Origin of the sequence: Actinosynnema sp. ALI-1.44, from assembly GCF_001984155.1 — a bacterium.
Taxonomy (GTDB): domain Bacteria; phylum Actinomycetota; class Actinomycetes; order Mycobacteriales; family Pseudonocardiaceae; genus Kibdelosporangium.
Map to the genome: position 1 here is coordinate 86,838 of NZ_MTQO01000049.1, position 14,185 is coordinate 101,022.

The 14,185-nt window shown below is 68.0% G+C and carries 14 protein-coding genes and 1 tRNA gene; 8 read left to right on the forward strand and 7 right to left on the reverse strand.

The window, feature by feature from the left end; all coding sequences use genetic code 11:
- The first annotated feature begins 3 nt into the window (after window positions 1-3).
- Window positions 4-327: a hypothetical protein gene (locus ALI144C_RS30365; RefSeq protein WP_083753524.1), complete on the forward strand. Its 324-nt coding sequence runs from the start codon at window positions 4-6 to the stop codon at window positions 325-327.
- Here the strand turns inward: ALI144C_RS30365 and ALI144C_RS30370 are convergent.
- Window positions 301-528, reverse strand: a complete 228-nt coding sequence (locus ALI144C_RS30370) for a hypothetical protein (RefSeq protein WP_076990622.1) — start codon at window positions 526-528, stop codon at window positions 301-303. The genes ALI144C_RS30365 and ALI144C_RS30370 overlap by 27 nt on opposite strands.
- 119 nt (window positions 529-647) lie before the next feature.
- Between ALI144C_RS30370 and ALI144C_RS30375 the strand changes: the two genes are divergently transcribed.
- Window positions 648-1,496: a helix-turn-helix domain-containing protein gene (locus tag ALI144C_RS30375; RefSeq protein ID WP_076990623.1), complete on the forward strand. Its 849-nt coding sequence runs from the start codon at window positions 648-650 to the stop codon at window positions 1,494-1,496.
- A 12-nt stretch (window positions 1,497-1,508) separates the two neighbouring features.
- Window positions 1,509-1,715, forward strand: coding sequence for a DUF397 domain-containing protein (locus ALI144C_RS30380; protein ID WP_076990624.1), 207 nt, complete (start codon window positions 1,509-1,511; stop codon window positions 1,713-1,715).
- On the opposite strand, the gene ALI144C_RS30385 is transcribed toward ALI144C_RS30380, so the two are convergent.
- Window positions 1,712-2,464, reverse strand: a complete 753-nt coding sequence (locus ALI144C_RS30385; protein WP_237774388.1) for an enoyl-CoA hydratase/isomerase family protein — start codon at window positions 2,462-2,464, stop codon at window positions 1,712-1,714. The two genes, ALI144C_RS30380 and ALI144C_RS30385, sit on opposite strands and share 4 nt — an antisense overlap.
- An 84-nt stretch (window positions 2,465-2,548) precedes the next feature.
- Here ALI144C_RS30385 and ALI144C_RS30390 point away from each other — a divergent pair, with 84 nt between their 5' ends.
- Both ALI144C_RS30390 and ALI144C_RS30395 read left to right on the forward strand, forming a co-directional pair.
- A complete protein-coding gene (locus ALI144C_RS30390; protein ID WP_076990976.1) occupies window positions 2,549-3,760 on the forward strand; it encodes a PQQ-dependent sugar dehydrogenase in 1,212 nt (403 codons plus the stop codon).
- 4 nt (window positions 3,761-3,764) lie between these two features.
- Entirely contained in the window at window positions 3,765-6,584 is a 2,820-nt protein-coding gene (locus ALI144C_RS30395) for an AfsR/SARP family transcriptional regulator (protein WP_076990626.1), read from the forward strand.
- On the opposite strand, the gene ALI144C_RS30400 is transcribed toward ALI144C_RS30395, so the two are convergent.
- Complete coding sequence (locus ALI144C_RS30400) at window positions 6,576-6,920, reverse strand: hypothetical protein (protein WP_076990627.1); 345 nt, start codon at window positions 6,918-6,920, stop codon at window positions 6,576-6,578. The two genes, ALI144C_RS30395 and ALI144C_RS30400, sit on opposite strands and share 9 nt — an antisense overlap.
- A gap of 2 nt (window positions 6,921-6,922) precedes the next feature.
- On the reverse strand, window positions 6,923-8,065 hold the full coding sequence (locus ALI144C_RS30405; protein ID WP_076990628.1) for a hypothetical protein: 1,143 nt from the start codon (window positions 8,063-8,065) through the stop codon (window positions 6,923-6,925).
- Between the two features lie 93 nt (window positions 8,066-8,158).
- Here ALI144C_RS30405 and ALI144C_RS30410 point away from each other — a divergent pair, with 93 nt between their 5' ends.
- Entirely contained in the window at window positions 8,159-9,526 is a 1,368-nt protein-coding gene (locus ALI144C_RS30410; RefSeq protein WP_076990629.1) for a class I adenylate-forming enzyme family protein, read from the forward strand.
- A gap of 317 nt (window positions 9,527-9,843) precedes the next feature.
- On the opposite strand, the gene ALI144C_RS30415 is transcribed toward ALI144C_RS30410, so the two are convergent.
- The 3 genes from ALI144C_RS30415 to ALI144C_RS30425 are packed head-to-tail and all read right to left on the reverse strand — an operon-like array spanning window position 9,844 to window position 12,095.
- Window positions 9,844-10,425 (reverse strand): Uma2 family endonuclease, encoded by a 582-nt coding sequence (locus tag ALI144C_RS30415; RefSeq protein ID WP_076990630.1) that lies wholly within the window; start codon window positions 10,423-10,425, stop codon window positions 9,844-9,846.
- Between the two features lie 59 nt (window positions 10,426-10,484).
- A complete protein-coding gene (locus ALI144C_RS30420) occupies window positions 10,485-11,078 on the reverse strand; it encodes a TetR/AcrR family transcriptional regulator (RefSeq protein ID WP_076990631.1) in 594 nt (197 codons plus the stop codon).
- A 57-nt stretch (window positions 11,079-11,135) separates the two neighbouring features.
- Complete coding sequence (locus tag ALI144C_RS30425) at window positions 11,136-12,095, reverse strand: acyl-CoA desaturase (protein ID WP_076990632.1); 960 nt, start codon at window positions 12,093-12,095, stop codon at window positions 11,136-11,138.
- Window positions 12,096-12,349: 254 nt separating this feature from the next.
- Between ALI144C_RS30425 and ALI144C_RS30430 the strand changes: the two genes are divergently transcribed.
- Both ALI144C_RS30430 and ALI144C_RS30435 read left to right on the forward strand, forming a co-directional pair.
- Window positions 12,350-12,420 (forward strand) — tRNA-Gln (locus tag ALI144C_RS30430).
- 168 nt (window positions 12,421-12,588) lie between these two features.
- Window positions 12,589-14,184 (forward strand): GGDEF domain-containing protein, encoded by a 1,596-nt coding sequence (locus ALI144C_RS30435; RefSeq protein ID WP_237774389.1) that lies wholly within the window; start codon window positions 12,589-12,591, stop codon window positions 14,182-14,184.
- Window position 14,185 lies beyond the last annotated feature (1 nt).

The window sequence follows — 14,185 nt, forward strand, 5'->3', positions numbered from 1 at the left end:
GGCGTGACCCGACGACCGCTCAACGACGCGGAACGCGCGGTGCTGCGCCGAATCCTGGCCGCACACCCCGGGCTGCTCGCCCAGCTCGACCACGCCGAGGTGACCTCGGCGTGGTCGGAGGGCTCACTCAGTGTGGACATCGAGGTGCCGAACGCGACCCCGGCCGAAGGCATATCGGGCGTACTGCCCGGCTACGCGTACGTCGAAGACATCGGTGAACTGCTCGTCTGGGTCGACAAGGGTGTCCTCGCGGCGTTGGAATACGCCTGGCACACCGACGAGCCGCCGACGGAACTGCCCTCACCCGACCGGATCACCCTCGTCTGAGCCGGTCGCCCGCAGGTCCCGGAGTGCCTCGGTGCCGACGGTGATCAGCTGCTCCAGGCCGTCTTCCGTGGCCACGAAGTCGAATCCGTCGGTCCGGCCGCCGAGGGTGAACTCCACTTCGTTGGCGCAGACGTTGTATTCGATGTGGCACCGGTTCTCGATCTTGAACCAGGCGCTGACCTGGACCCCGTTGTAGGACACGCCGAACCACTCCCATCCGATGAGGACCGAGACTTGCTACGCTCGGCTGTAAGCGACCTTGAGCGATCAGCATAGGGTGCGAGTCTCATTTCAGCCGAGCCTCGAAAGGGTGAACCTCGATGCCTTCCGGTCAGCGTCGAACCGCCGAACGCATCCAAGTCGGCACCACGCTCAAACGAATGCGCCTGGAAGCGGGCTTCGATCGAGAGGTGCCCGCCGGAAAACTCGGCATCACCTCGACGACGCTCAGCAACATGGAACAGGGCCGAACCAAGATCGCCCACGCCAGACTGGCCCGGCTGCTCGAACTCTATGACGTTCCCGAAGACCAGGCCGCCGACTTGATCGCAGTCAACCGCGAGGCACACCGATCGGTGGCACGTGTGCCAAGGGGCGCCGCGATCCAACCGCACCAGCGCCGCTGTGCCGACGTGATCGCGGCGGCGACAGCGATCCAGTACTACAGCCCCGAGATCTTCCCCGGCATCTTGCAGTCCAGGAGCTACGCCCAAGCGATCATGGCGCGCTGGGGCCACACCACCGACAAGCTCGGTGTGCGGCTCAACTTCCGGCTGACCTTGAGCGAAGTCCTGACCCGCCCCGAAGAAGCACTCGAACTCCGGGCCGTGGTCGGCGAAGCAGCGCTGCACAAGAACATCGGCGGCTACGCGGTGATGCGCGAGCAACTGACGCACGTTCGCGATCTCTGCAGGCAACAGCCCAACATCACAGTCCAAGTCCTGCCGCTGAACGCCCGCGAACATCAACTTCTCGGCGCCACTCTCACCATCTACGAGATCGCCAACCTGGCGACCCTGGCCAGCGTCGACACCAGTGTCAACGAGCACTTCCTCGAACACGACTCACTGATCGCCGAGGCGGCCCGCCGGTTCGACGACGTGCGACTTACGGCCCTGGATCCGTTGACCAGCCTCGATATGATCGATGAACTCGCAACTCGTCGGTGAAGTGAGGCGAACATGGCGCTGGAACCCAACACCTGGACCAAGTTCTCCGGCGGCGGGAGCAACTGCGTCGAGGTCATGCTGACCGACACCGCTGTCCTCGTCCGCAACTCCCACCACCCCGACGCGGGCACCCTCACCTTCACCCACGCCGAATGGGACTCCCACACCCAGGGCCAGAAACTCGGCGTCTTCGACCTGCCTCGCTGGAACTCTCGCTAGAACTTCGGGGCGCGCTTCTCCAGGAAAGCCCGCACACCTTCCGCGTAGTCGGCGCTGTGCACGGCCTCGTCGTACAAGGCGCGGACGCTGTCGTCCTCGTGTTCCCCGTCGGCGATCCGGTTGATGATCTTCTTCGAGCCCCGGACCGTCACCTGGGCGCGACCGGCGATCGTGTCCGCCAGCTCCTTCGCCCGTGCTTCCAGGTCGCCGACCGGGTGCAGCTCGTTGACCAGGCCGATCCGCAGTGCCGTCGCCGCGTCGATGATCTCGCTGGTGAACAGGATCTGCTTCGCCCACGCCTTGCCCACCGCGTCGACCAGCTGCTTCGTCGACGTGAAGCTGTAGACGATGCCGAGCTTCGCCGGGGTGATCCCGAAGCGCGCGTTGTCCGCCGCGATCCGCATGTCGCAGGCCAGTGCGATCTCACAGCCGCCGCCGATGCAGAACCCGTTGACCACCGCGATCGTCGGCTGCGGGAACTCCGTGATCGCGCGCTCGGCCGCGTGCACGATCTCGCCGTATCGGGCCGCGCCGTCCGCGCCGGAGCGCAGCGACTCGAACTCCGCGATGTCCGCGCCCGCCGAGAAGTGCTCGCCGCCCTGGATCAGCAGGACCCTGATGTCCGGGCCCAGCGACCCGAGCAGTCCGGGGATCGCCGCCCACATGTCCAGGTTCAGCGCGTTGCGCTTGTCCGGCCGGTCGATCGTCAGCGTCGCGACGGCCCCGGCCGTCTCCATCCTGAGATGCACGCCCCCAGCGTGACACGCCCCGACACATGCGACACGTGCGTAACCACACACGAACCGGACATTGCGGAGCGCATGCTTGTCCTCATGCGACGAACAGCTGTGCTCCTCGTCACAATCGCCGCCACCCTGTCCGCGTGCAGCGAGTCCTCCGCGGGCCGAGTACCCCCGCCGACCGGCGCCACCGATCAGCAGCCGAGCACGCCGCAGGAGTCCAAGGCGCCCGGTCTGAAGATCGAAACGGTCGCGGGCGGCCTGGAGCACGGCTGGGACATCGCGTTCCTGCCCGACGGCAAAGCACTGGTCAGCCAGCGGCCCGGCAAGCTCGCGTTGCTGTCGTCGACCAAGCAGGGTGCGACAGTCACGCAGGTCCAGGCCGATTTCGACGACGTGCTCGTCGCCGGTGAAGGCGGCCTGATGGGCATGGTGCCCGCCCCGGACTTCGCCACGAGCCGCGAGTTCATCACGTGCCAGACGTACCGGGAGAACGGCGTCGCCAGGGACATCCGGCTGGTGCGCTGGCGCCTGGCTCCCGACGGCACGAGCGCGCAGCGGGTGAACGTCATGCTGTCGGGTTTCCCGGTCGCGCAGGGCGGCAGGCACTCCGGGTGCCGTCCGACCATCGCCCCGGACGGCGCACTGCTGGTGGGCACCGGTGACACGGCCCGTCCCGCGCCGTCGCAGGACCGCACGAACCTCGGCGGCAAGGTCCTCCGGCTGGACGTGAAGACCGGCGGCCCGGCGCCCGGCAACCCGTTCGCGAACTCGAAGAACGGCAACGAGCAGCGGGTCTACACCTACGGCCACCGCAACGTGCAGGGCGTGGCGATCCGCCCGGGCAACGGCCAGGTGATCACGGCCGAACACGGCCCGGACAAGAACGACGAGGTCAACATCGAACTGGCGGGCAAGAACTACGGCTGGGACCCGTCGCAGGGCGGCCGCGTCACCAGCTATGACGAGGACGTCCCGATGACGGACTTGAAACGCTTCCCCGACGCGATCCCGGCACTGTGGGAGTCCGGCGACCGCACCGAGGCGGTCTGCGCGGCGGCGTTCCTCGACGGCCCGCAGTGGCGTGACCTGAACGGCTCGCTGGTGGTGACCGCGCTGAAGGGCGCGAAACTCCTGCTGTTCAAACTGGACGACGCGGGCAAAGTGCAGTCGGTGTCCGTTCCGCCCGAGTTCGACGACGACTACGGCCGGTTGCGCGCCGCACGCCAGGGCCCGGACGGCGCCCTCTACCTGACGACTTCGAACGGAACCGACGACAAACTGCTGCGGGTCACGCGAAGCTAGCCGGGTGAAGTTCGAGGTACTCGGGCCGGTGGCGATCCGGACCGGCACCGGTCGCGTGGCCATGGGCGGACAGCTGCGGAGCACGCTGCTCGGCGTCCTGCTGGCCCGGGCCAACCGGCCGGTCCCGGTCAGCACGCTGGCCGACGCGATGTGGAACGACGCCGTGGACGACCGGACGCCGCAGAAACTGCACCTGCACGTGCACAAGCTGCGCCGGGCTCTTGACGATCCCGATCGCGTGTCGTTCAGCGCTGGTGGCTACCAGCTGCGAGTACTGCCCGGCGAGCTCGACGCCGAACGCTTCGAGTCACTGGCCGACGAGGCCACCGCGCTCGTGACGGCCGATCCGCGCCGCGCTGCCGAGTTGCTGCGCGACGCGCTCGGCCTGTGGCGTACCGAGCCGTATCAGGGTTTGGACGTGCCGGTGCTGGCCGGTGAGGCGCGACGGCTGAACGACCGCAGACTGGTCGCAGCCGAGACGCTGTACGAGGCCGAACTGGGATGCGGCAGGCACGCCGCGATCGTCGGTGAGCTCACCGCTCTGGTCGAAGCGCATCCGTTGCGTGAACGGCTGCACGGACTGCTGATGACAGCGCTGCACCGCTGCGAACGGCAGGCCGACGCGCTGGCCGTGTACCGCAAGGCCCGTGCGGTGATCGTCGACGAGCTCGGTGTGGAACCCGGGCCGGGACTGCGTGGGATCGAGCAGCGGATCCTCGCCGGGCAGCCGCTCGGGCCGCTGCTCACCGCGCCCGCCCAGCTGCCGCATGTGACCGGGGAGTTCACCGGGCGCGCGGCCGATTTATCTACTTTGGACTCGGTGGCCGCCTCGTCGCCGATCGTCGCGATCACCGGCACGGCGGGCGTCGGCAAGACGACCCTGGCCGTGCACTGGGCTCACCGCAACCGGGACAAGTTCCCCGACGGCCAGCTGTACGTCGATCTGCGGGGCCACGGACCGGAGAAACCCCTGCCCGCCCGGGATGTGCTGGCGAGTCTCCTGCGCACGCTGGGTGTCCACGGCGCCGGAGTCCCGGCCGACCAGGACGAGCGAGCCGCCCGGTTGCGCACCCTGGTGGACGGCAAACGAATCCTGCTGGTGCTGGACAACGCCGCGTCCGCCGACCAGGTGCGGCCGCTGCTGCCCGGATCGCCGTCCTGTCTCGTACTGGTGACCAGCAGGGACACGGTGGCCGGGCTCGTCGCGCGGGACGGCGCGCACCGCGTGGATCTCGACCGGCTCACGCCCGGCGAGGCGTTCGACCTGATCCGCGCGGTCGCCGGGAGCCGCGTCGACGCCGAACGCGAGGCCACGGCCGCACTGGCGGAACGGTGCGCCCGGTTGCCGCTGGCGATCCGGATCGCGGCCGAACTGATCTCGACCCGTCGGGGCAGCGACGTCGCCGACCTCGTCGCCGAACAGAACACACTGGACCTGCTCGACGCGGGCGGTGACCCGCGGACCGCGGTCCGCGCGGTGTTCTCGTGGTCGTACCGCCACCTCCCGCCGGACGCTGCCCGGCTGTTCCGGCTGTCCGGCGTGTCCCCGGATGTCAGCCTGCACGCACTGGCCGCGCTGGCCGGACAGGGGGTGCGGGAGACGCAGCGCTCGCTCGACGTCCTGGTTCGCGCGAACCTCGTCGAACCGTTGCCTGCCCGGCGTTTCCACGTCCACGACCTGCTGCGCGCGTACTCGGTCGAGCTGGCCGAGCCGACACGATCCGAAGCCGTCGCCCGCCTGCTCGACTGGTACCTGCACATGGCGGCGACGGCGATGGATCTGATCTCGCCACACGAAGCGCGGCCCCAGATCCCCGTGCCCGTCGCGGAGGCTGTGCGGTTGGCCGATCGTCACGACGCCGTGCGGTGGCTCGACGCGGAGCGCGCCAACCTGGTGGCCGCGGCAGGGCCGGACCAACCGGCGTACACCGCGCGCCTGTCCCCGATCCTTTGGCGTTACCTGGAAAACGGCGGATACAACGACGAAGCTCTGACGTTGCACGGGTTGGCGCTGGCTGAAGCGGACCAGCGCGGAGATCGCGCCGCCGCCGGTGCCGCGCTCACCAGACTTGGGGTCGCACACCTCCGCCTGTGGCACAACGACATCGCCATCGATCACCTGACACGGGCGTTGCGTGCGCACGAGTCGTTCGACGACCGTTCCGCACTGGCCGCCGTGCTGAACAACCTCGGTCTCGCCTACGCGCTCACCAGCAGGTTCCGCGAAGCGGCCGACCACTACGAGCAGGCGTTGGTCCTGCGTCCCGACCGCCACACCGCGGCGATCCTGACCAACCTCGGCGACATGTACCGGCGGCTCGGCGACCACCGGCGAGCGGCCGTGCTCCTCGACGAGGCACTTGCCACCGCCAACGGCCAGATCGAGGCGTTCGCGTTGTGCCACCTCGCCGCGTTGCGCGTGGACACCGGCCACTACGACGAGGCAATCGCCTTGCTGCACAAGACGTTGATCGTCGTCAAGGACTCCGGCAACCAACTGGCCGAAGGCGAGGCCAGATACTTCCTCGGCGCGGCCTTCGGCAGGCTCGGCGACCACGAACGCGCGTTCGGCCACTACCGCGAAGCGTGGGAATCTGCCGTCACCATGGGAAACCGGCAACTGCAGGCGCAGGTGTCGAACGCGTTGGCCGAACTGCACCACGCCCAAGGCAGCGCCGCCGAGGCGGTACAGCACCACAAAGCCGCCTGCGCGATCGCCACGGCGATCGGCGACCGCTACGAGGAAGCCCGCGCGTACGCGGGCCTCGGTGAAGCCGAACGGGCCACTGTCATCTTCGCCGAGCTCGGTCTGCCGTCACGATGACCAGCGGTTGTCCCGCGTCGGTGGCGCCGCGCGCATGATCGGCTCGTCGAAGCCGTCGTCGGCCACCGGCTCCGGCTCGCGCCGTGTCGGTGGTTCGTCGACCGGCTGTTGGTTCGCGGCACGCACCAGGTCCTCATGGCTCGTGCCACGCATGGCCTCGGTCACGTGCTGGGCCGCGGTCACGAAGATCTCCCGGTACGCCGAGCCGGACGCGGCCTCGCGCAACGTCATCCGGCCGGACCGCACCTGCGTGGCCATCTCGGCGAGCAGCTTGTCGGGCCCGGCGGCCATCTGCCGCAGGACCGCGTCCAACTGCCGTCGTGTCGTCTCGTCCATGCCTACACCACTCCCGGGTGCTGGTAGCCGGCGTTCACGTCCTCGGGCAGACCGAGCTTGTCCAACAGGGAAACCGGCATCTTGTCGGGCAGGTCGGCGATCGAGCCGATGATCTCGCCGAGCCGGACGACGTCGACCACGAACGTGCAGATCGAGACCACGTAGCCGATCGCCTCCCAGATCTTCAGCAGCGTCGCCGCGAGAGAACTGGTCGCGCCCAGTGACACACCGCCGGTGGACACGGCGAACCCGGCCATGGCGAGCAGGCCGAGCACCTGGTCGATGATCGTGTTCAGCATGTCGTTGAGCACCTGCTGCGCGTGGAAGGCGATGTCGACGTACTCCACATACGTCCGGTACAGGAAATCGAAGAACTCGGCCTCGGCCAGCATCGCCACCCGCAACTGCTGGAAGAACGCGATCGCGTTGTCTGCCGCGTTGCCGGCCCACACCTGTGTCAGCCCCGCGTCCGAGTAGTGCAGGTTCTCGGCCATGGCCAGGAGCGCGGACTGGCAGTTGCGCCACACGACCGCGCAGCCGCCGTACGCCTCCCAGTCACCGCTGAACAGCTTCACGACCTCGTCGACCGGGTCGACGCCGAAAGTGTCCTTCAGGAACCGGCGCAGGTAGTACGCGATGCTGACGCCGTCACCGATGGTGTGCACCAGCCAGTCGATCTGCGAGGCCTTCGGCACCAGGACCGCCGGGTCCGGGTGCGTCAGTTCGTCCTCCGGCTCCGCCAGGTCCTGGAACGCGTACGCCGCGTCGGTGACGCCCACCTCCGCGGTGTCCTCGGGCGGGTACGGCGCTGTGCCGACCGGGTACGTGGCGTCCAGCGAGGCCTCCGTCTCGCTGTCGGTCTGCCGGTACCAGTCGGCCGCGAGCCGCACGTTCCCGGCGGAGTTGACCACGATGCGGCACAGCTGGTTCATCCGGGCGGTGGCCTCCGCCTTGACCATCCCGTGCGACCTGCCGAGATAACCGAACAGCACGCCTTCCTGCGCGACACCCGGCGTCATGGCGTTCCAGTCCATTCCGGCCTGCCGCTCGAAGTACTGCCTGACCGCCTCCGCGTCGGCGGCTGAGCGGTCGACCAGGTCCGCGAACTTGTCCAGCCCGGCCTCGTCGACCTTGAACGACGACATGGTGGTGACTCCCCTCCTCGGCCCCGGGCGGCATGGTGCAGGCGGGTGCTTTCCTCCGGCTTTCCCGGCGTGCCGATCACTAAGGTGAGGTCCATGTCGTTCCCGGACGCGGTCTTCGCCGCACTGCGCACCGAACCGTCACGAATCGCTGTCGAACACGGGTCGCGCGAAGTGACCAGGGCCGACCTGCTGCGCCTGACCAGCCGGATCGCCGCCGGGATGCGCGCGGCGGGCGTCAAGCGCGGCTCAGGCGTCGCGATGACCACGTCGGTGACGCCGGAGGCACTGGCCGCGTACCTGGCCGCATGGGCGTTGGGCGCGCGGGTCGTCGGGATCCGGCCGGGCTTCAGCGACAAGCAGCTCGACCACATCCTCAGCGGCGGTCTCGACCTGACCGTCACGGACGCCGAACTGCCGGACCTGCTGGAAACCGACGACGAGCCGCTGCTGCTGACCTCGCGGCCTGGCGACGTGGCCCGCCTGGTCTACACAAGCGGGAGCACGGGCCTGCCGAAGGCGTGCGCGCAGACCTACGAGGCGCTTTCCGCGCACTACACGTGGAATCCGGACAGCTGGGACACCGCGACCACGGCGATGGCCGCGGCCTGTGACCGTTATCTGCTGTTCGGCAGCCTGGCGAGTGTCGTGGTGCAGGACTACCTGGCGTTGTGCCTGCTGCACGGCGGGACCGCGGTGATCCCGGAGGAACTGGACTTTCCCCGTGTGCTGGCGGACCTGCGGATCACGTTCACGATCATGAACGTGCCCCGGCTGTACGCGATTCTGGATTCGTTGCGGGACAACCCGGTTGACCTAAGCAGCCTGCGAGGCATGATCGTCGCGGGCTCGCCGCTGGCCCCGCACCGGCTGCGCGAGGCGATGGACCGCATCGGGCCCGTGATCTACCACCACTACGGCCAGAGCGAGACCAACGGCCTGACCATCACCACCCCGGCGGACATCGCCGCCGGACACGACGAAACAGTCGGAAAACCCCACGGCAGCGCGGAGATCGAGATCCGCGACGGCGAGATCTGGGCCCGCACACCGTGGATGATGCGCGAGTACTGGGAAAACCCGACCGAGACAGCGGAAATCCTGGTCGACGGCTGGATCCGCACCCGAGACCTCGGGGTCCTGCGGGACGGCTGGCTGCACCTGACCGGCCGCGCCCGCGACGTCGTGATCGTCAATGGCTACCCGCTGTACGCCGGTCCGATCGAACGAGCACTGGCCACCCACCCGGACGTCGACCAGGCGTACGTGCTCGGCCCGGAGGAGGTGCTGCACGCCTTCGTGATCCCCCGGCCAGGCAGGCAACCCGACCCGGTCGAGCTGTCCACAGTGGTCCGCGATGAACTCGGCACGGACAGCGTGCCGACGACGATCACGTTCGTCGACTCGGTCCCACTTGCCCCGAGCGGAAAACCGGACAAGCAGGCACTGCTCCGCGGCGACTAGCCTGATATTCCCTTGGCGCATGACACTTTCATGTCAAACTCGTCAGTGCTGAAGGCTGCGGCACGGAGTAGGTTCGCCTTATTGGTTCAATCTTCAACTGAACCGGATCGCGTCCGAGGGGACCACGGAGATGGCCAAGCACGAAGCAGGACCAAGCACACCGGCGTTCGAGATTCCGGCAGCCGACCGGGATCATTCACCCAAGCACAGCAAGGACACCCCGCACCCGCCTAGGTTGCGCGTGGTCGTCGATGTGAAGAACTCCCGCAGGGCCAGCTGAACTTTGCCCTCGCAGGCGCAGCGACCGGCCAAGGTGCTCAGAACTGGAGTTTCGCGAGGTCCAGCGTGATCGGCGTCGGCCCGGCCGTGACTGCCGCCGATTCCTTGCCCTCAAGGACGTTCTCACCCACGTACTGCCCGTCCGTCAAACGATGAGCGGTCAACCGAAGCCCACGGAGATCATCCTGTTCGATGATCCACACGAACGGAACACCAGCATTGGCGTAACCAGCGAGTTTCGTGTCTCGTTCCGCCCGAGTGTTGCCGGGAGACCATATCTCGACAGCGAGTTCCAGTGCGTCGGGCGCGAAGCTCGCACCCGAGGGCTCGTGATTCAGGATGACGACATCCGGAATCAGTGCCGTCCGCCACGCCGTGGAGATCCGCACATTCACCGCCGGAACCACGTACAGGCCGGTCCGCCCTGCCTCGTCAAGGGCGTCCTCGATCTGTCGGACCAATCGCGAGGACGCGAACTGGTGTTCGCCGGAAGGTGCGGGAGTCAAGTGGAGGTATCCAAAGATCAGTTCGAGGCGCGACCCGTCGACCGGAGGGTCCAGCGCCAGCCATTCCTCAACGGTGTACGGGCCGATCATCGGGTGCTGCAGAGCTGCGGACATGCGCTCCACCTCCAATCTCGGCTTCACCTCAGTGTCCCACGCCAACCGCCGTCGTGCGACTATCGGTGGACCTTGGGCTTGTGCTCCAGGTGGGACAGGCCGTTCCACGCCAGGTTGACCAGGTGCGCCGCCACGTCCGACTTGCGCGGCTTGCGGACGTCCAGCCACCACTGCCCGGTCAACGCGACCATGCCGACCAAGGCCTGCGCGTACAACCCGGCCAGTTTCGCGTCGTAACCACGTGACGAGAAGTGCACGCCCAGAATGTGCTCGACGTGGCTGGCGATGTCCGACAGCAGGCTGGAGAACGTCCCGTGCGCACTCGCCACCGGTGAATCCCGCACCAGGATCCGGAACCCGTCGGTCGACGTGTCCACATAGTCCAGCAACGCCGTCGCCGCGTGCTCCAGCAGCGTGCGGGGGTGCATCTCCTCCGACAGCGACTCGGTGATCGCCGACAGGAGGTAGTCCATCTCGCGGTCCACCACCACCGCGTAGATGCCTTCCTTGCCACCGAAGTGCTCGTACACCACCGGCTTGCTCACGCCGGCGCGGTGCGCGATCTCCTCGACCGACGCACCGTCGAAGCCCTTTTCGGCGAACAACGACCGAGCGACGTCGAGCAGTTGCCGCCGACGTTGGGTCCCGGTCATCCGTACCCGCGTCGGCGGCCCTGCCTCGTTACGTCGCACCGGCCTACAGTAGCCAGCTCAGTCCTTGCCAACCGCCAAACGGGCCAGCCGCTGCTCGGTCGGCCAGCGCACGTCGTACACCCAGCCGAACTTCTCGAAGATCCAGATCAGCCGCGCCGAGGTGTCGATCTGGCCGCGCTGCACACCGTGCCGGGCACAGGTCGGGTCGGCGTGGTGCAGGTTGTGCCACGACTCGCCGAAGGACAGGATCGCCAGCGGCCAGAAGTTGGCCGCCTTGTCGCGGCTCTTGAACGGGCGCTCGCCGATCATGTGGCAGATCGAGTTGGTCGACCACGTCACGTGGTGCAGGATCGCCACCCGCACGAACCCGGCCCAGAAGAACGCCGTGAACGCTCCCCACCACGACATCGTCACCAGGCCGCCGATCAGTGCGGGCAGCAGGAACGTGGCGACGGTGAGCGGGATGAACAGCTTGTTGACCCGGACGATGTCCTTGTCGGCCATCAGGTCGGGCGCGAAGCGCTGCTTGTTGGTGACATTGTTCTCAAAGATCCAGCCCATGTGCGCGTGCCAGAAACCGCGCGCCAGCGCCCACGGCGACGTGCCGAACAGCCACGGCGAGTGCGGGTCGCCCTCACGGTCGGAGAACGCGTGGTGCCTGCGGTGGTCGGCCACCCACGTGATCGGCGGCGACTGGACCGCCATGCTGCCCATCACCGCGAGCATGATCCGCATCGGCCGCTTGGCCTTGTACGAGTTGTGCGTGAACAGCCGGTGGTAGCCGACGGTCACGCCGAGGCCGCTGAAGTAGAAGAAGAACAGCGACAGGCCGACGTCCAGCCAGCTCAACCCCCAACCCCACAGCAACGGGACGGCCGCGATGAGCGCCGCGAACGGCACCAGGATGAACACGTACACCGCGATCTGCGTCGCCAGATTCCGCTGGCCCTCGAACAGCGGCCGCGGACCGCTGCCCGAAGCCTCCTGGTCCTCGGATTTGTCGAGGGTTGTTGTCATTCGCACACCTCACGCGTGACTTAGGTCAGCCTTACCTACGATGTCGTAACTTACGACAGGGTAGGTTGCCTGGACGGCGCCGCGCCACCCCGCCAACCGTTAATTCGATCGTCTACCACGACACTGGGAATACCCGCTGTGACGCTGCTAACGCCCGTTCGGGTAGTACCCGGGGAGAAAATCCACCGGGGGTCTGTCGCTCGCCAACCCCGCTCGTGCGACGATGTCCCACCGTGAGCCCTCACCGGCTCTGGTCCGCCGTGGTGTAAAGGCAGCACCTCAGATTTTGGTTCTGATGGTCCAGGTTCGATCCCTGGCGGCGGAGCGGTCAAGGTTGAACGGTTGATGGGCAGGGGGTGCACCGCTGCGCAGCGAGTCGGACGAGGGGCACCCGCCCGCGCTGGATGAGAAGTCCGACGCGTGGCTGGTCGGTCGCGCCAGTGAGTTGTTGGCGATCACTCAGAGCGCTGGACACGCGGAGCAGGTCCAGAACGTGCAAGAGGTCGACAGCATGCTGGCCGAAGCACAGCAGCGGGGCGAGCCTCGCATCGTCGCCCAGCTCCTGCGTTCAGCCGTCGCCATCCGCCTGGTGACCACCGGCGAGGCGAGCACCGCCCAGCCGTTCCTCGAAGAGATGATGGTGCACACCCGCAGGCACGGCCTGCTGGTGCTGGAGGCCGACGCCCACGCGCTGCTCGGCCGCCTGATGCTGATGGCGGGCGCCGAGGACGTGGCGCTCACCCAGGCCGCCATCGCGCTGGCGATGCTGGACGACCCGCTGATCCCGGACGGCACGCTCAGCAGGCGGGCGTGGAACGTGCTGGTGGCGTCCACGCTGATGGACATCGGCCTGGTGCTCACCCAACTCGGCGTGTACGAGGAAGCCGACCAGGCGATGAACCGCGCCAGCCGGTACATCCGCGACACCCCGGCGCCGCACCAGATCTCGGTCCACCTGATCAACCGGATCCGGATGCTCGTCGGTTGGGGCCTGCGGCTGGAACGCGTGGACCAGTCCGAGACCGCGCACGAGAAGTTCCAGACCGCCGCGGCGATCTCGGAGGCCGTCGAAGGCCCGTTCCGCGAGTCGCTCTTCCCGCGCCAGACCGACAAGTCCGCCGCCGAGCAGGTACCCGTGATCGCCTCCGCGCTGGCGCTCGCGGACCCGTCGCCGGATCACGTCGAGCGGCTGTTCGAGATCAAACCGACCGCGACGTACGCCCGTGAGCTGATCATCACAGCGATCGCCCTCGCTCGGTGCCTCGAACAGACCGGGCTGGTGGACGAGGCGGTCGAAGTGCTCGCCGACGCCCGCACCGCGCTGGAGGACGACCCGTCCGAGCCAACGCTGCGGCTGTGCCTGATCCGCGAGTTCGCCCGGTTGTCCGGTCCGGACGGTGGCGAACGCACGATGAGCGCACTGGAGAGCTACGCGCACGAGCTCGAGACCCAGCTGTGGGACATGCGCGAGTCACGGATCGCGACGCTGAACACCCGCCGCGAGCACGAGCGGCTGACGCGCAAGCACGGCGAGACCGAGCACAAGGCGATGCACGACCCGTTGACCGGACTGCCGAACCGCCGCGCGCTGGACGAACGGCTGGAAGCGCTCTCCGCACGAGCCGACAACCACCCGATGGCGCTCGCGCTCGTGGACCTGGACGGGTTCAAGGAAGTCAACGACCAGTTCTCCCACGCCGACGGCGACGACGTGCTGCGCGTGGTCGCGAGCACGGTCCGGGACGCGTTGCGCGGCGGGGACATGGTCGCGCGCTACGGCGGCGACGAGTTCGTGGTCCTGCTGCCCGGTGCGCCGCTGCACGCCGCGGAGGCCGCGCTCAACCGCGCGGTCAGGGCCGTCTCCAAGCTCCCCCATGATCTTTCCCACGGTGTGACCTTGTCCGTCGGCGTGGTCGCGCTGCGTCAGAACGAGACCGCAGCGCGTGCCCTCGCCCGCGCCGACGCGGCCATGTACGAAGCGAAACGCAGTGGTGGCAACGGAGTCGCGGCCGTCACGATGAGCACCGACACCGCACAGTCGGGGCGAGTTGTAGACGACCCCGCGTGGGTCATGCCAGAGGCAACGTAGG